This is a genomic window from Nonomuraea sp. NEAU-A123 (genome assembly GCF_018603905.1).
In the GTDB taxonomy this organism is placed as follows: Bacteria; Actinomycetota; Actinomycetes; order Streptosporangiales; family Streptosporangiaceae; genus Nonomuraea.
In genome coordinates, this window is the sequence record NZ_JAHFZZ010000004.1 from 329,863 (window position 1) to 346,317 (window position 16,455).

The window sequence follows — 16,455 nt, forward strand, 5'->3', positions numbered from 1 at the left end:
GGCGCGGCCGTACCCCATCCGCTTGAATCACCCCCGGAGGGGGTGTTCGTTGACAGGGCAGCTGCCAGACAAGCCGCCTAAGCGGCGTAGGAAGGTGCCACTGGCCGCACCGGTCTCGGCGGGCATCGCGGCCGCGGCGGCCAGCGTCCTGGCCGCCTCCGTCGACTGGGAGATCCCGCCCGTCGCCAAGGTGAGCGTGACCATGGCGGCGGCGCTCCTCGTCGGGCTGACCACCTGGGCCACGACCGAGGGGCGGTCCAAACGCGAGGCGGCGGCCGAGCCGTCCTCGCGTGCGCCCGACCAGTGGCCGCCCGTCCCCGAGCACTTCACCGGGCGCTCCGAGTCGCTCGCGGAGCTGCGGACGGTCTTCGGCGGGCGGCGCAAGTCCGGCGGCGTCTCGCCGCCGCTGGTGGTCTCCGTGTACGGCCGGGGCGGCGTCGGCAAGTCGGCGCTGGTGGCCAGGTTCGGGCAGGAGATCGCCGGCGCGTTCCCCGACGGGCGCCTGTATGCGGACCTGCGGGGCGGCGTCGACGCCCCGGTGCGCCCGGAGGAGGTGCTGATCGGGTTCCTGCGCGCGCTCGGCGTCCGGCTGACCACCGACCCCGGCGGCCTCGACGAGCTGCGCAAGCTCTGGCTGACCTGGACCAAGGACCGCAGGATCTTCATCGGGCTGGACAACGCGCACGGCGCCGACCAGGTCAAGCCGCTGATCCCGGCCGAGCCGGGCTGCGCCGTGCTGGTCACCTCACGCCAGCCGCTGTTCCTGAACGGCACCCACGACACCCAGCTCGGCGTGTTCAGCGAGGCCCACGGCGTGGAGCTGCTGGCCAGGCTGGCCGGTGGCGCCCGGGTGGTCGACGACCTCGACGCCGCCAAGGAGATCGTCCGGATCTGCGACTACCTGCCGCTGGCGATCAACATCTGCGGCGGCCGGCTGGCCACCCGCGAACACTGGACGCTGCGGCAGCTGGCCGACCGGCTGGCTGACGAGCGCCGCCGCCTCGACCAGCTCGAACTCGCGCAGACCGTCGACAAGAGCGTGCGCGCCTCCGTGCAGCTCAGCTACGACGACTGCACCGGCATGCAGCGCCGCCTGCTGCGCCTGCTGTCCGCGCTCACCTCGCCCGACGTGCCCGGCTGGGTGGCGGGTGAGCTGCTCGACATCTCCGGGCTCGACGGCGCCGACCAGCTCGAGGCGCTGATCGACGCGCAGCTCGCCGAGAGCTCGGGCGTCGACCCGACCGGCGCCATGCGCTACCGCCTGCACGACCTCGTCCGGCTGTTCGCCATCGAGCTGGCCGAGGGCGACGACCAGGACCGGCGCAGGGCCGCCATCGAGCGGGTGCTGTCCGGTTACCGCCGCCGCGCCGAGGAGGCGGCCCAGGACCGCTGGCCGCAGGACTGGAGCCGCGGCGGGCGCAGCTCCGGCGTCGAGGGGCAGATGCACGCGGGCGACTGGCTCAACGCCGAGCGGCTCTCGCTGATCGCCATGATCAACCTGGCCAGGCAGCTCGAGCTGTGGGAGCTGACCTCGGGGCTGGCCAGGGCGTTCTGCTCGCTCTGTCACTCACTGCGCGCCTACTGGGCCGACTGGCACGCCGCGGCCGAGGCCGGCTGCGAGGCCGCCCGGCACACCGGTGACCGGCGCGCCCTGGCCATCGCGCTGCTCGACCGGGCGGCCGTGCAGGGCGGTCTCGGCGGCCACGAGCTGGGCCGGGTGGGCGCCGAGCAGGCGTTGGAGATCTTCACCGAGCTCGGCGAGTCGTGGTGGGCGGCCAGGGCGATGCGCACGATCGGCATGGGGCTGTTCAACGACGGCCACCTCGACCGCGCGCAGGACTTCCTGATCGGCGCCATCACCGCGTTCAAGGGCGAAGAGGACTTCTGGTGGATGGCCCGCACCCAGCGCAACCTTGCCGAGATGCGGCTCGCCGAGCGGCGGCCCGAGGAGGCCAGGGATCTGCTCGAAGACGCCCTGGAGGTGTTCAAGCAGGCGGGCAACCGCTACTCCGAGGCCCAGACGCTGCGTGCCTACGGCGAGGTGCTCGCCGCGCAGGCCCGCGGCAGGCGCCGCGAAGGCGAGCACCGGGCCGCGCTCGAGGGCTTCACCAAGGCGGGCTTCAGCCTCGACCGGGCCGCCGAGATGTTCCGGCAGCGCGGCGAGCTGTGGGAGGAGGCCCGCTGCCTGCGCGCGGCCGGGGAGGTCGGCGACCCGTCCAACGGGCTGCGCGAGCTCGACTTCGTCCGGCGGGCGGAGGAGATCCTGACGGCTCTGGGCGACTCGTGGGGCGTGGCGCGCACCGCGCTGTCGGCCGGCCGGGCCCTGGCCAGGCTGGGCCGGATCGAGGAGTCGGAGCACGAGCTGCGCCGGGCCGTACACGCGTTCGAGGAGCTCGACGACCGGTGGTGGATGGCGCTCAGCCTGCGCTACCTCGGTGAGGCGCACCTCGACTCGGGCGGGCCGCACGCGGCCGTCGAGCCGCTGAAGCAGGCCAGGGACATCTACCGCAGCCTCGGCAACGAGGCCGGCATGCGCAGGACGCTGGAACTGCTCAGGAAAGTGGAGTCCTGAGCAGCTCCCCGGCGGACTGCCGGGCCTGGTAGATGCTCTCCTCGAACAGCTTGCGCACGTGCGCGGCCTGGTCGGCCAGCTCCCTGATGTGCGTACGGGCCAGGTCGTCATGGACCGTCTCGGCGAGGAGCCGCTGGTAGTCAGGCGTCCGCGCGGCCAGCGCCTCCAGCCGATGGTGGGCGTGGAAGACCTTGTCGGCCTTGACCACCTGCTTGGCGTACTTCTCCAGGTGCCGCACCCGCCGCGACAGCGAGGTCCAGGCCGCGTCGAGCGCGGTGGTGTACGGCTTGAAGGCGTCCTCCATGCCGGAGGGCAGGTCGCGGGGGATGAGCCGGCGGTGCTCGGCGTGCATGGACGACAGCTTGGCCAGCCGCTGGGCGATCTGCCACACCTCCTCCGGCAGTGTCACCCGGTTGTCGATGGTGTCGATCAGCCCTGCCCTGTTCACCTGGGAGTTCAGGATCGCGTCCACCGCGTCCTGGGCGCGGCGCAGCAGCATCTGGCAGGGATAGTCGAGGTCTTCGGGTAGGACGTAGTGGGCGGCGTACTGGTAGGCGAGCCGGAGCCGTCGTTTGGTCGCCCGGCGCGTCGGCTCTATCGCCATCCACCGCATCAACCCGATCATGCCCATCCCGAGCGCGGCCACGACCGCGACGCCCTGATTGGTGAGGGCCAAGATCATCAGCAGCAGGCCGGGAAGGACCAGGAGGAGGGCGAGATTGTACGGGGGGTCCATCAGGCGGCCGGCTCTGGCCATGCGGAGGAAATGCGGGCTGGTTCGCAGCTGGAAGGAGATGTCCGGAGGCAGGGATGGATCTACCACCAGCTGCGGGGGCAAGGCGCGCGGATCCATACAGTTCATGCTGCGTTATGAACCTCGAATCCGCTCATATTTGAGAGACATATAGGGTCTAAACGATGAACGAGATGACGCGATGGATCGATCTGGAAGGCGCCGTCAACGTACGTGACCTGGGTGGACTCACCACCCATGACGGCGGCGTCACCCGCTATGGACGGATTTTTCGGGCCGACAATCTTCAAGGGCTCACCGACAAAGACGTGTCTCGGCTGGTCGGCGAGCTCAAGTTGCGGCACGTGGTGGACCTCCGCTCCAACGCCGAGGTCACGCTGGAGGGCCCCGGGCCGCTGACCCGGATGCCCGAGGTGAGGCATCATCATTTGACGCTGTTCGCCGAGGGAGGCAGGCACACCGACGTCGAGGCCGACACCATCGACGGCGAGCGGGTGCTGCCCTGGCAGGAGCGTCAACTCGACGATGACCTGCGGACGACCGGGTTCTACTACGGTTACCTGCGCGACCGGCCCGACGCGGTGGTGGCCGCGCTGCGGGCCATGGCGCTGAACGACGGCGCGGCCGTGGTGCACTGCGCGGCCGGCAAGGACCGCACCGGGGTTCTGTCGGCGCTCGCTCTGGAGGTGGCGGGGGTCACCCGGGAGTCGATCATCGCCGACTACGAGGCCACCGGGGAGCGGCTGGAGCGGGTGCTGCGGCGGCTGCGGGGGAGCGCCACCTACCGCGACGACCTCGACTCGCGGCCCGCCGACGACCACATGCCCCGGGCGCGGTACATGGAGCAGTTCCTGTCGGTGCTGGAGGAGCGCTTCGGCGGGCCGATCGCCTGGCTGGAGTCGCATGGGTGGACGGCGGCGGACACGGAGGCCATGCGCGCCCGGCTGCGCGAATAGGCGCTGTCAGGTGTCTTCGCGTGGCTGGACGACGACGCGCTCGGCCGCCGACAGGCGGGCCGCCTCGAGGACGGCCAGCGCGTCGATCACGCTTTCGGGGCTCACCGGCGGCGGCGTGCCCGCGCGCAGGCAGGACTCGACGCCGCGGTAGAAGTCGAGGTATGCCCCGTGCTCGGTGGGGACCGCGGCTTTGGCGTCCTCCGTCCCTAGAAGACCCCACATCTCCTCGTTCTCCGCGCCGAACCCCGGCGAGTCGGGTGAGATCCCGGCGCGCAGGCGTTCCTCCTGCACGTCCATCCCGTGCTTGACGTACGCCGCCCGCGAGCCGAGCACCCGGAACCGCGGCCCGAGCTGCGCGGCCATCGCGCCGGCCCACAGGTGGGACCGGGCGCCACCGACATGGGACAGCGCGATGAATGTGTCGTCGTCGGCGGCCACCCCCTCGCGCCGGACGTCGCTCTCCGCGTAGACGTCACGCACCGGGCCGAGCAGCTGCAGCGCCTGGTCGACCAGGTGGCTGCCCAGGTCGTAGAGCAGACCGGCGACCTCCTCGGCGCCACCGCTCTCCCGCCAGCCGCCCTTGGGCACCGGCCGCCAGCGCTCGAACCGGGACTCCAGGCGCAGCACGTCGCCGAGGCGGCCTTCCTCGGTGAGCCGGGTCAGGGTGCGGAAGTCGCCGTCCCAGCGCCGGTTCTGGAACACGGTCAGCATCAGTTTTCGCTCGGCGGCCAGCCGTACGAGCTGGCGGGCCTCCTTGGCCGTACGGGCCAGGGGCTTGTCGACCACGACCGGCTTGCCGCGGGTGAGCGCTTCGGTGGCCACCGTCACGTGGGTCTTGTTCGGTGAGGCGACGACCACGAGGTCGCAGCGGTCCCACAGCTCGTCCAGGACGGGCACGGCGACCGCCCCGTAGCGGGTGGCCACCTCGTCGGCCCGCACGGGGTTGCCGGTGACGACGGCGGACAGCCGCAGGCCGGGTGTGGCGTGGATCAGGGGCGCGTGGAAGAACGCGCCCGCTGTGCCATACCCGACCAGGCCGACCTCGATCTCGCTCATCGCCCCAGCGTAACGCGGGGGCTAGTCGTCGTCGCGTTCGGCCAGGAAGCGTTCGAACTGGGCGGCGAGTTCGTCGCCGGTGGGCATCGCGGTGGTCTCGGCGATCAGGTTCTCGCGGTCGGCGCCGCCCGCGAACGCGTCGTACTGCTGCTCAAGGCCGCTGATGGCCGTGGACAGCTCGCTCGACGCCTGGATCTGCTCCTCGATCTCGGTCGTGGTGCGCTGGGCCGCCTCGCGCAGCGCGTCCAACGGGAAGAGCAGGCCGGTGCCCCGCGTGACCGCCTCCAGGGCGGTGACCGCGGCGTGCGGGTATTCGGCCTGCGACAGGTAATGCGGCACGTGCACCGCGTAGCCCAGCGCGTCGTACCCCTTGGCGCCCAGGCGGAACTCGATCAGGGCGGCGATGCTCCCCGGCACCTGGACCCGGCCGAACGAGCTGGTCTGGGCATTGATGAGCTCGGGACGGCTGGCGTGCATGGTGATGCCGAGCGGGCGGGTGTGCGGGACCGCCATCGGGATGCCGTGCAGCGTGACCATTTTGCTGACCTTCAACTGGTCGGCGAGGGCGCCGACCGCCCGGGTGAACAGCTCCCACTCACGGTCCGGCTCGGGGCCGCTCATCACCAGGAACGGGGTGCCGGTGGCGTCCTTCGCGGCGTACACGGCCAGCTCAGGGCTCTCACACTCGACCCATCGGTCGGTGTCGAAGGTCATGATGGGCCGCCGCGAGCGATAGTCGAGGAGGCGATCCACGTCGAACGTCGCCACTGTCCGGTGCTCCAGCTCCGCCAGCAGGTGGCCCAGCGCGAGGCGTCCGGCACCACCCGCGTCGACGAAGCCGTCGAAGTGGTACAAGAGCACGGGATCGGCCAGCTCAGGCGCATCGTCTGCGAGCTTGTAGAGATCCGTCGGGTCGAACACGGTTGGACAGCCTTTCCCTAGGTACTCTCTCCAGAACCTACGATGAGCCGCAACGATTCCGTGCAGGGCACCCTATCGAGGCAGAATGAGGGCATGGACGGGGACCCGGAGCTCGAGGAGTTCGCCACCAGGATGTTCGACCTGGCCAGGGCGGGCGACACGGAGACGCTGCGCGCCTATGTGGACGCGGGTGTTCCGGCAAATCTCACCAATAGCAAAGGTGACACTTTGCTGATGCTTGCGGCTTATCACGGTCACGCCGCCACCGTCCAGATGCTCGCGGAGCAGGGTGCTGATCCTGGGAGAGCGAACGACCGTGGCCAGACACCTCTGGCGGGTGCCGTGTTCAAGAAGGAGTCTGCCGTGGTCAGAGCGTTGCTCGACGCGGGTGCGGATCCGGCCGCCGGAAACCCTTCCGCGGTGGACACGGCTCGAATGTTCGCGAACGACCAGTTCCTTGAATGGTTCCGGCAAATAGGGCGATAGTGCGAAATATGGCGAAATGTCCGGGAAGTTATCGAGTGTGGCCTTTCGAACAGTCCATCGTCATGCTGTAAGTGTGGTTACATCTGCGCACTCCTTCAGTAGGCGACCGCTTTGCATCCCTCCATTGCCATGCCCGTTCCCGAACGAGATCAACGTGCACGCCACGGAGATCGACTCGGAAAGCCACGCATGGCTGGCCGCCTCGCACATGCTCGCCGGAGCCGACACGATCGAGCACTTCCGGCGCTCAAAGATCGGCCTGCTCGCCGCACGTACCAACCCCACCGTGCAGCGGGCCAGCCTCAGGCTGATCAACGATTGGTACAACTGGCTCTTCGCGTTCGACGACGCGTTCTGCGAGGGCGAGCTGATGGGACACCGGGCCTCCGCGCTGGCCCGCGCCCTTCCGCCGCTCCTTGAGATCCTCGACGGCCGCAAGGAAGCCGATGCCACCGATCCCTTCGGGCTCGCCCTGAGCGAGTTGCTGCACCGCATTTCGGACACCGCCACGCCTGCACAAGTGGACCGGTGGCGCATCACGGTAAAGGAGTATCTCTTCGCCCAGATCTGGGAGGCGGCCAACCGCGAAGTCGACCTGATCCCCACGCCCGAGGACTACGTGCTCATGCGCCGCATCACCGGGGCCACCTACACCTGCCTCGCGCTCATCGACGTGGGTGGCGGCTACCGGCTGGAAGCGGAGGAATGGCATCATCCGGACGTGCGCGTGCTCTCCGACCTCGCCTGCGATCTCATCGGCTGGGACAACGACCTGCTCTCGTACGCCAAGGAACGCGGCAACGACAAGGCCCGGCACAACCTCGTCACGGTGCTGGCCACGCACAAGACGCTCACGCTGCAAGAGGCGCTGCAAGAAGTGGCGAAGATGCACAACGACGCCATCGCGGCCTTCCTCGACAGGCGCGCGGCGCTCGACCACTGGGCCTCGCTCCCGGTGCGTAACTACGTGCGCGGCCTCGAACACTGGGTGCGCGGGCACATCGAGTTCTCGCTCGGCAGCGCCCGATACGTTCACGCCTGGCCGACCGACACTCGCTGGCCGCAGGCCGTCTAGCCGAGATCTCCTGGGGCGTCCAGCTCGCCGAGCGCGAGCGCGGACGCCTCATCGAGGTCGAGCCGCGTGCCCTCGTTGAAGGCGTCCCGGTAGACGTCCTCGCCCATCGCCTTCTGGCACTCCTTGACGCACTGCTCGTGGTCGCTGGTCATGAACGGCGCGCCGAGCATCGGCAGGCCGGCCGTCTTCCAGTTCTGGTGGAGCGCGCCGAGCAGCCGCGCCGCGAGCGGCGCCTGATCCATGGCGGCGAAGATCCGGGCCGTGGTCTCCAGCACCAGCAGCGTGCCGAGCGTGTCGTGGAAGTGGCGCTTGATCCGCAGCCCCTCGCGCGCGCTCTGCAACGCGTCCGCGGCCCGGCCCGTCGCCAGCCTGGGCAGGCACAGCGCCCACTGCGCGTAGGAGCTCAGCCACAGCTCGCCGCGTTCCCTGCACACCTGCAGGCAGTCCTGCAGCAGGGACTCGGCCTCGTAGAGCTCACCTTGCGCCGACAGCACCAGCGACAGCTCGACGATGGCCGGCAGCAGGCCCGGGTTGAGCTCCTTGTTGTCGGTGTTGAACTCGATCGCCACACCCAGCAGCGCGCTGGCCTTCTGCAGGTCGCCCTGCAGCAGGGCCGCCGTCCCCTGCATCTTGGAGGCCAGGATGACCGCCTTGGAGTCGCCGACCCTGACCGCCTCGGTGCTGCACTGCTCGGCCGCCGCCAGGGCGCCGGCGCTGTCGCCCTGGGCGCTGCGGACATAGGAGAGAACCCAGAGAGCCTTGCACCGCTCCTTGCTCACTCCCGGATTGGCCTGCAGGGCGCGTTCCAGATAGAGCCGGCCTTCGCGTACGAACCCGCAGCAGATCCACATGAACCACAGCGACGACAGCAGGGTCAGCGCCAGCACGGACTCGCCGGGCGTGCGCAGCGCGTGTTCGAGCGCCACCCGCACGTTGTCGTGCTCCTGGCGCATGCGGATGAACCAGTAGATCTGCCTCGGCCCCGACCAGGCGTCCTCGCTGCGCTGCGCCAGGCTCAGGTAGTACTCCAGATGCTTGCGCCGCATCTGCTCGGTCTGCCCGAGTTTGTCGAGCCACTCCTCGCCGTACTCCGCCAGCGTGTCGATGAGCTTGTAACGGACTCCGGCGTGGTTGCTCCTGATCAGCAGGATCGACTTCTCCACCAGCCCGGTGACCAGGTCGGTGATGTCCTCGGACCGTAGCCGCTCGTCGGAGCAGACGAACCTGGCCGCGTCGAGCTCGAAGTCGCCGGCGAACACCGACAGCCGCGCCCAGAGCAGCCGCTCCGCCGGCTCGCACAACTCGTGGCTCCACCCGATCGCCGCGCGCAGGGTCTGATGGCGCGGCAGCGCCGTACGGCTGGCGCCCGCGAGCAGGCTGAACCGGTCGGTCAGCAACCCGAGGATCTGGTCGACGGACAGCGCCCGCAGGCGTACGGCGGCCAGCTCGATCGCCAGCGGAATGCCGTCGAGCCGGCGGCACAGCTCGGCCACCGCGCCGATGTTCTGCTCGTCGAGCACGAAGTCGGGCATCACCGCGCCGGCCCGCAGGCCGAACAGCTGCACGGACTCGTTGGTGAACAGGCTCTCGGTCGGATCGTCGCCCGGCACCTGCAGCGGCGGGACGGGTATCACGTGCTCGTACGGCAGGTGCAGCGACTGGCGGCTGGTGGCCAGCACCTTCAGATTAGGCGCGCGCTCCAGCAGCTCCTCGACCAGCTCGGCACAGCCCTGCACGAGATGCTCGCAGGTGTCGATGATGAGCAGCATGTCGCGGTCGCCGACCCACTCCGACAGCGACTCGGACTCGGTCCGCGACGACTGGTCGGCGATGCCCAGCGCCGACGCGATGGTGTGCTTGACCATCCCCGCGTCCTGCAGCCGGGCCAGGTCGGCGAACCAGACGCCATCCTCGTACTGGGAGCGGATCTGGTGCGCCAGCCGGAGCACCGTGCGGGACTTGCCCACACCGCCGATGCCGGTGACCGTCACCAGCCGGGACTCGGCGAGGTGTCGCTTGAGATTGGCGAGCAGGCGAGTCCGACCCACGAAGCTGGTCAGCTCCGACGGCAGATTGCCTTCTCGCCGCCAGCCGGTCGGGGTGGCCATGGGCGACCTCACGGGGGATAGACGACACCTGCCTTCGCATCGTACTCTCGCGGCTCTTGGCGGTCCGGGGTTCGCCGCGTAGGCCGGGGATGGGTTTGTCCCTCTGGGTAGCATGTATGCCGTGAGTGAATTCCTCCCGGAGCAGACGGGCGACGACACGGACCTCGGCTGGGGCGACTGGCGCGACTCCCAGGACACCGACCCGGACTCCTTCTACTTGGACGACAAGCCACCCCATTGGGGCTGATCGTCCGCGCTCTTCTAGGCGCTTCTAGGCGCTTCTAGGCGCTTCTAGGCGCGGAGGCCGTCGAGCAGCAGGCTGAGCAACTGGTCGGCCTGCTCGCACTTCCCGGGTTCGCCCTCGGTGGCCAGAGCGATGGCGTTCACGAACTTCAGCAACTGCCGCACGGTCACATCCGCCCGGATGTCACCGGCGCTCTGCGCCCGCTCCAGCAGCGCCGTGGCCGTGGCGAACACGGCGCTCCGGCACCACGACACATCGGTCTCCGTGACTCCCATCGCCGTCATGAGCGACGCGGCCACCCCGCGGTCGGTGCTCCCTTGGGCGACGACCGCCCTGAGCCACTCCACCAGTCCCTCACCCGGCGACGGGGCGGTCAGCAACCCCTCTCCCAGGTGGCACAACGCCGCGATGTGGTCGCGATAGACCGCTTCGAGCAGCGTTTGACGGGTCGGGAAGTGCCGGTAGAGCGTCGCGTTGCCGACGCCGGCGCGCTGGGCGATGTCGTCGAGCGGCGCGTCCGCTCCCAGCTCGGTGAAGGCCGCCCTGGCCGCCGCGATGAGCCGCTCGTAGTTGCGTAGCGCGTCCGCCCGCAGCGGCCGGGTGGTCGGTCGCGTCACTTCTCTCCTGTTGTTGCGAAAGTGGGGACTGTCCCCGTATCGTACCTCAAAGTTAACCGGGGACATTCCCCGTTTACCCGTGCGGAGGTCGAAGATGCCGGGACAGTCCAGCGGGGTCGTGGGCAGGTACGGTCAGCACTTCGTGATGGAGCGGCGAGACGGTGTGCTCCTCCTACGGATGCACACGGGCGGCGGCCCGGCCGTCATGTCACTGGCCCTGCACAACGCGTGGGGCCAGGCGTTCCAGGAGGTGGGGAACGATCCGGACACCGAGCTGCTGATCATCACCGGCACCGGCGACTCCTGGATGGCCGGGCTGGAGCCGGGACTGCGCGAGCGGCGGCCATACCGCGAATGGACGTCCGAAGCCCGCTACGCGACCTACTACGACGGCCTCAAGCTGCTGGAGAACCTGGTTTTCTCGGTGGACGTGCCGACCATCGGCGCCATCAACGGGTCCGGGTTCCACCACGAGCTCGCGCTGGTCTGCGACCTCACCCTGTGCACGCCCGCCACGGTCTTCGACGACACGCACTTCCCCGCGGGCGCGGTGCCCGGCGACGGCCAGCATCTGGTCTTCCAGGAACTCATGGGCCTGAAACGCGCCGCGTTCTCGCTCTACACCGGCGCGGGCATCGACGCCCGGCAGGCGGCGGAGCTGGGCCTGGTCAACGAGGTCGTAGACGCCGACCGTCTGCTCCCACGCGCCTGGGAGCTCGCCGAGACGATCATGGCCGCGCCTCGCACGACGCGCCGCCTCACCCACGCCGTACTCCAGCGGCCCTGGAGGCGGCGCCTGGTCGACGACCTGGCCTTCGGTCGTACACACCAACTGTTCGACGCGTGATCCAGCCATTCGGAGGAGAAAGCATGAACGAGAACATCATCCTGGTCACGGGCGCCACCGGCACCCAGGGCGGCGCGGCGGCGCGCGAGCTGCTGGCCGCCGGGTGGCGAGTCCGGGCCCTCGTGCGCGACCCGGCCGCCGCCGGCGCCCGCGTCCTGGCAGACGCCGGGGCCGAGCCGGTCCGCGGCGACATGGGCGACCGCGCCTCCCTCGACGCGGCCGCCCATGGCGTGTACGGCGTCTTCAGCGTCCAGCCGACCCTGGGCTATCCCGGGACTCCGCCGGACTTCACCATCGGCGACGAGATCCGGATGGGCAGGAACGTCGCCGACGCGGCCGACGCGGCCGGGGTCCGGCACTTCGTCTACACGTCGGTCGGCAGCGCCGATCGCGACCACGGCATCCGCCGCTGGGAGAGCAAGCTCGAACTGGAACGCTACGCCAGGGGGCTCGGTCTGCCGACCACCTTCTTGCGGCCGGTCCGCTTTATGGAGAACCAGGTCGACCTGCGGCTCGGCGTCCGGAACGGCGTCCTGATCGATGTCATCCACCCGGATGTCCCGGTCCAGCTCATCGCCGCCACCGACATCGGCGCCTTCGCCGCGCTGGCGTTCACCCATCCGGACGAGTACGTGGGTGCGGCGCTCGAACTGGCCGGGGACCAGCTCACGATGACCGAGATCGTCACCGCTATGGAGCAGGCCATCGGGCAGCCCATCGCCTACCAGGCGATCCCCCGAGAGGCGCTCCTGAACAAGGACCCGGACGCGCTCGCGGGCTACGAGTTCGCCAACCACGGGGGCGGCTGGCACGCCGACATCCCCGCCCTGCGCAAGGCACACCCCGGTTTGATGGACTTCGCCACCTGGCTGACCCGCGAGGGCACTGCCAAGTTCATCGCAGAGCAGCTGCCCGCCACCGCAGGCTGACGACTCCAGCGGCGGTGGCGATACTGTACCCCTGCGGGGGTGGCGGGACTCTTAGCTGACCGCGTCCAGGCCGATCGCGTCCTTGCCGGGGTGGCGAGACTCCCACTGACCAGGCCCTTGCGGGGGTGGCGGAACTCCTAGCTGACCACGTCCTTGCGGCGGAAGCGGCGGAAGGCCACGGCGATCAGGATGGCCGCGTAGGTCACCGACACCGAGGCGCCCTTGGCCATGCCGCTCCAGTCGAGCTCCGGTGCCAGGGCATCGAGCCAGGCCGTGTTCCAGAAGGTCGGCAGGAACTCCCGCAGCGACCCCAGCGCCTCGACCGCCTGCAGGATGGTGCTGACGATCCACAGGCCCATGGCCCCGCCGACCGCGCCGAGCGGCGAGTCGGTCATCGTCGAGATGAGGAACGCCAGCGCCGCCACCACCAGCTGGCTGACCAGGGAGTAGCCAATCACGATGCCGAAGCGCGGCAGCACGTCGAGCGCAGCGATCGTCTCACCGGTGCCGGGCACCTGGATGTCGTGCCAGCCGAACGCCAGTGTGCCGGCGAGCAGCGCCATCAGCGGCAGGCAGATCACCGCCGCCGCCGAGTAGCCGAGCGCCACGATGATCTTCTGTCGCAGCAGCCGATCACGCGGCACCGGCGCCGCCAGCAGGTAACGCAGCGACGACCAGCTCGCCTCGCTGGCCACGGTGTCACCGCAGAACAGGGCGACGGCCACGACCAGCAGGAAACTGGCCGACACCGACAGAGCGAACGCCGCGAAGTTGAGGCCACTGGCCGTCGCCAGGTCGGAGATGCGCAACGCCGACTGCTGCTGCCCGCTGGACTGCGGTCCGAACTGGAAGGCGATCACCAGGATCCACGGCAACGCGAGCAGCAGCCCGAACATGACGAGCGTGCGCCGCCGCTTGAACTGCCTGACGATCTCGACCCTCAGCGGCAGCGTGCGGCCCGGCGCGTAGCCGGTCGCGGCGGTCATGAACCCTCCTCGACAACGGTCACGACTTCTTCTCTTCGGTGGCGGACCACGATGCTCTCCGCGGCCGGGTGGCGGGTCACGATGCTCTCTCTCACCAGGTGGTGGGTTGCGACGCTCGCTCCGGCCAAGGGGCCGGTCGTGACGCGCTCTGTGAGCAGGGGGCCGGTCACGACTGCTGGCCGATGAGGTCGAGGAACACGTCTTCGAGTCGGGGGCCGTGGCCGTTGGTGGAGACGGCGGCGCTGAGCAGCACCGATACCGGGCCCGCCGAGACCAGGCGGCCTCTGTGCATGACCACGGCGTGGCTGCACGTCTGCTCGACCTCGGCCAGCAGGTGGCTGGAGACGATCACCGTACGGCCGTCGCGGGCGTAGCGCTTGAGCACCTCGCGCATCTCCCTGATCTGGGGCGGGTCGAGGCCGTTGGTGGGCTCGTCGAGCACGAGCAGGTCGGGGAGCCCGAGCATGGCCTGGGCGATCGCCAGCCGCTGCCGCATGCCCTGCGAGTAGGTGCGTACGGCCCGATCCAGCGCCTTGCCCAGATCCGCGATCTCCAGCGCGTCGTCGAACCGGGCGTCGGCGGTGGGACGGCCGGTGGCGGCCCAGTAGAGCTCGATGTTGTCGCGGCCGGACAGGTGCGGCAGGAAGCCGGGTCCTTCGACGAACGACCCGAGTCTGGACAGCACGGGCGCGCCGGGGGTCACCCGGTCGCCGAAGATGCGGACCTCACCGGCGTCGGGGTGGATGAGCCCCAGCATCATGCGCATCGTGGTCGTCTTGCCCGCGCCGTTGGGACCCAGCAGACCCAGCACCTGACCGCGCTCGACCCGGAACGACAGGTTGTCCACGGCCAGCTCGCCGTTGCGGTAGGCCTTGGTGAGCCCGCTGATCTCCAACGGCACCGCCTCGTCTGGCGACGGGTCAGAGGTGAACGGGTCGCCGTCCGCCACAAAGGTGCCGGAGTGGTTGCCGTCCTTCTGGGCGGTGGTGGTCTGGCCGTTGTCCGACACGAAGGTGTCGACGCCGCTGTCGTCCATCTGGACGGTGGTGGACCCGCTTCCGTCCCGGACGGTGGCGGCCTTTCGGGTGAAGGGGGTGCGGCGGCGGGATGGTGTGCGGCCGGTGGCCAGGATGATGGCGGCCAGGGCGATGGCGGCCAGCGGCATCGCCCACACCCACCACGCCACCCCGGTCGTGGGTGCGGCCAGTGCGGCCACCGTCGGTACGGCGAGGGCGGGGGCGGCCAGGCCGATCCGGTAGGAGGCGGGTTCGGCGGGTGTCGCGTAGCCCATGTCGGTCGTGGTCACCGCCAGCCGCAGCCGGTGTCCCACCGCGAAGCGGAAGTCGACGGCGGGCAGCGTGACCGTGGTCTCCACGCTCTCGGCGCCGTCCGGAACCGTCACGCGCAGCGGCGAGACCAGCCCGGCGGGCAGGTTGGGCGGCTGGGCGGTGTCGGCCACGTCGTAGAGCTTGGCGAACAGCGTCACCTGGCCCTTGCCGTAGACCTTCAGCTTGACCGACGGGCTGCCGGTGAGCTGGAGCGGCGCGGTGAGCGGCGCCGACTCGAAGGTGGCCACCTGGCCGGGCATGTCGAGCCCGACGCTGAGGTTGGTGGTGCCGCCCCCGCCGAGCAGGCCGCCGACGCCGGGCACCGTGGAGATGGAGGCGGGGGAGCCGCCGGGCGGGTTGGCGATGTTCTGTTCGGGGCCGGTGAGCGGGATCGCGGTGGTGGCGGTGCCGCCGAGGCCGGGGTAGGAGCCGGACTCGGGGTGGAGCCTGATGCGCTGGCGGGTGCCCGGGTCGCGGCCGCCGTCACGGGTGACGGTGAACTTCTGCGGGACCGGTGAGCCGTCACCCTTGAGGTAGTGGCCGAACCAGCCGGCCGTCTGGTCGTAGAGCCAGTCGACCTCGCCGTTGCCGCCGTCGTGGCCGCCGTCGAACCAGGCCAGGCTCACCGGCGTGCCGGCCGAGGCGATCGCCTTGGCGTTGGCGTCGGCCTGGCCGAGCGGGAACAGCGAGTCGCGCTGCCCCTGGATGAGCAGCGTCGGCGCCTTGATGCGGCCGGCCACAGCGACCGGGCTGGACTTGCGCAGCAGCTCGATCGCCTCGGGCGTGGCCCGGCCGGTCTTGGCGACCTGCTGGTACATCTCGCAGACCGCGGGCAGGAACCTGCCGCACCTGGCCTGCTCGGCCGTCAGCGGCACGCTCTGCTGGGTGAGCGCGCCGAGCCCCTGAGCGGCGCCGCCGCCCTGGACCGGGGCGCCGCGGCCGAAGAAGAAGCCCGCCCACATGCGCTTGAACACGCCGTTGGCCGGGCCCTGGCCGCCACCGTCGGGGAACAGCGCGTCGGCCAGGTCGGCCCAGGTGATCTGCGGCACGATCGCGTCCACGCGGGTGTCGTAGGCGGCCGCCATCAGCGAGATGGCCCCGCCGTAGGAACCGCCCGCGATGCCCACGCGCGGGTCGCCGGCCGCGTCGAGCCGGACCTCGGGCCGCTTGGCCAGCCAGTCGATGAGCTGCTTGACGTCCTTGACCTCGTAGTCGGCGGAGTTGAGCGCGATCTCGCCGGTCGAGCGGCCGAAGCCGCGCGCCGACCAGGTCAGCACCGCGTAGCCGTCCTGCGCCAGCCGCACCGCCTGCTGGCGGACGCTCTGCTTGCTGCCGCCGAAGCCGTGCGCGAGCAGCACGGCAGGCGCCTTCCCGCCACCCGCGGCCGGGAAGAACGTCGCGTCGAGCTCGACCCGCTGGTCATCGGCCGGCCCGTCCACGACGGAGATGCGCTGGTCGAGACCCCGCACTTCGGGCGCGGACGGCCACACCAGCCACGTCACCACCCCGGCGAGGGCGAGCACCGCGACCAGCGCGGCCACACGTTTCATGCTGGTGAGCCTACTTTCCGCACCTG

14 protein-coding genes are annotated in these 16,455 nt (G+C 70.3%); 7 read left to right on the plus strand and 7 right to left on the minus strand.

What is annotated here, in order from left to right; all coding sequences use genetic code 11:
- The first annotated feature begins 94 nt into the window (after positions 1-94).
- A complete protein-coding gene (locus KLK06_RS13790) occupies positions 95-2,572 on the plus strand; it encodes a tetratricopeptide repeat protein (protein ID WP_214635819.1) in 2,478 nt (825 codons plus the stop codon).
- Here the strand turns inward: KLK06_RS13790 and KLK06_RS13795 are convergent.
- On the minus strand, positions 2,553-3,425 hold the full coding sequence (locus KLK06_RS13795; protein WP_214635820.1) for a hypothetical protein: 873 nt from the start codon (positions 3,423-3,425) through the stop codon (positions 2,553-2,555). The two genes, KLK06_RS13790 and KLK06_RS13795, sit on opposite strands and share 20 nt — an antisense overlap.
- A gap of 65 nt (positions 3,426-3,490) precedes the next feature.
- Here KLK06_RS13795 and KLK06_RS13800 point away from each other — a divergent pair, with 65 nt between their 5' ends.
- The gene (locus KLK06_RS13800; protein ID WP_214635821.1) at positions 3,491-4,282 is read left to right on the plus strand and encodes a tyrosine-protein phosphatase; all 792 of its coding nucleotides are present in this window, start codon (positions 3,491-3,493) and stop codon (positions 4,280-4,282) included.
- A gap of 6 nt (positions 4,283-4,288) precedes the next feature.
- Here the strand turns inward: KLK06_RS13800 and KLK06_RS13805 are convergent, their stop codons facing one another.
- Both KLK06_RS13805 and KLK06_RS13810 read right to left on the minus strand, forming a co-directional pair.
- Positions 4,289-5,338, minus strand: coding sequence for a Gfo/Idh/MocA family oxidoreductase (locus KLK06_RS13805; RefSeq protein ID WP_214635822.1), 1,050 nt, complete (start codon positions 5,336-5,338; stop codon positions 4,289-4,291).
- 21 nt (positions 5,339-5,359) lie between these two features.
- Positions 5,360-6,259, minus strand: a complete 900-nt coding sequence (locus KLK06_RS13810; RefSeq protein ID WP_214635823.1) for a proteasome assembly chaperone family protein — start codon at positions 6,257-6,259, stop codon at positions 5,360-5,362.
- Positions 6,260-6,352: 93 nt separating this feature from the next.
- Between KLK06_RS13810 and KLK06_RS13815 the strand changes: the two genes are divergently transcribed.
- Complete coding sequence (locus KLK06_RS13815; protein WP_214635824.1) at positions 6,353-6,745, plus strand: ankyrin repeat domain-containing protein; 393 nt, start codon at positions 6,353-6,355, stop codon at positions 6,743-6,745.
- A gap of 154 nt (positions 6,746-6,899) precedes the next feature.
- Positions 6,900-7,820, plus strand: a complete 921-nt coding sequence (locus tag KLK06_RS13820; protein WP_214635825.1) for a hypothetical protein — start codon at positions 6,900-6,902, stop codon at positions 7,818-7,820.
- Here KLK06_RS13820 and KLK06_RS13825 read toward each other — a convergent pair.
- Positions 7,817-9,928 carry an ATPase gene (locus KLK06_RS13825; protein WP_214635826.1) on the minus strand — a complete coding sequence of 704 codons (2,112 nt, stop codon included), beginning with the start codon at positions 9,926-9,928 and terminating at the stop codon, positions 7,817-7,819. The genes KLK06_RS13820 and KLK06_RS13825 overlap by 4 nt on opposite strands.
- Positions 9,929-10,049: 121 nt before the next feature.
- Between KLK06_RS13825 and KLK06_RS61420 the strand changes: the two genes are divergently transcribed.
- Positions 10,050-10,175, plus strand: a complete 126-nt coding sequence (locus tag KLK06_RS61420; protein ID WP_284734980.1) for a hypothetical protein — start codon at positions 10,050-10,052, stop codon at positions 10,173-10,175.
- Positions 10,176-10,219: 44 nt separating this feature from the next.
- Here the strand turns inward: KLK06_RS61420 and KLK06_RS13830 are convergent, their stop codons facing one another.
- Complete coding sequence (locus tag KLK06_RS13830; RefSeq protein ID WP_308168229.1) at positions 10,220-10,789, minus strand: helix-turn-helix domain-containing protein; 570 nt, start codon at positions 10,787-10,789, stop codon at positions 10,220-10,222.
- Positions 10,790-10,883: 94 nt separating this feature from the next.
- Here KLK06_RS13830 and KLK06_RS13835 point away from each other — a divergent pair, with 94 nt between their 5' ends.
- Positions 10,884-11,636 (plus strand): enoyl-CoA hydratase/isomerase family protein, encoded by a 753-nt coding sequence (locus KLK06_RS13835; RefSeq protein WP_214635828.1) that lies wholly within the window; start codon positions 10,884-10,886, stop codon positions 11,634-11,636.
- A gap of 23 nt (positions 11,637-11,659) precedes the next feature.
- On the plus strand, positions 11,660-12,565 hold the full coding sequence (locus KLK06_RS13840) for an NmrA/HSCARG family protein (RefSeq protein ID WP_214635829.1): 906 nt from the start codon (positions 11,660-11,662) through the stop codon (positions 12,563-12,565).
- Positions 12,566-12,702: 137 nt separating this feature from the next.
- Here the strand turns inward: KLK06_RS13840 and KLK06_RS13845 are convergent, their stop codons facing one another.
- Positions 12,703-13,551, minus strand: a complete 849-nt coding sequence (locus KLK06_RS13845) for an ABC transporter permease (RefSeq protein ID WP_214635830.1) — start codon at positions 13,549-13,551, stop codon at positions 12,703-12,705.
- A 166-nt stretch (positions 13,552-13,717) separates the two neighbouring features.
- On the minus strand, positions 13,718-16,429 hold the full coding sequence (locus tag KLK06_RS13855) for a CocE/NonD family hydrolase (protein ID WP_250905363.1): 2,712 nt from the start codon (positions 16,427-16,429) through the stop codon (positions 13,718-13,720).
- Positions 16,430-16,455 lie beyond the last annotated feature (26 nt).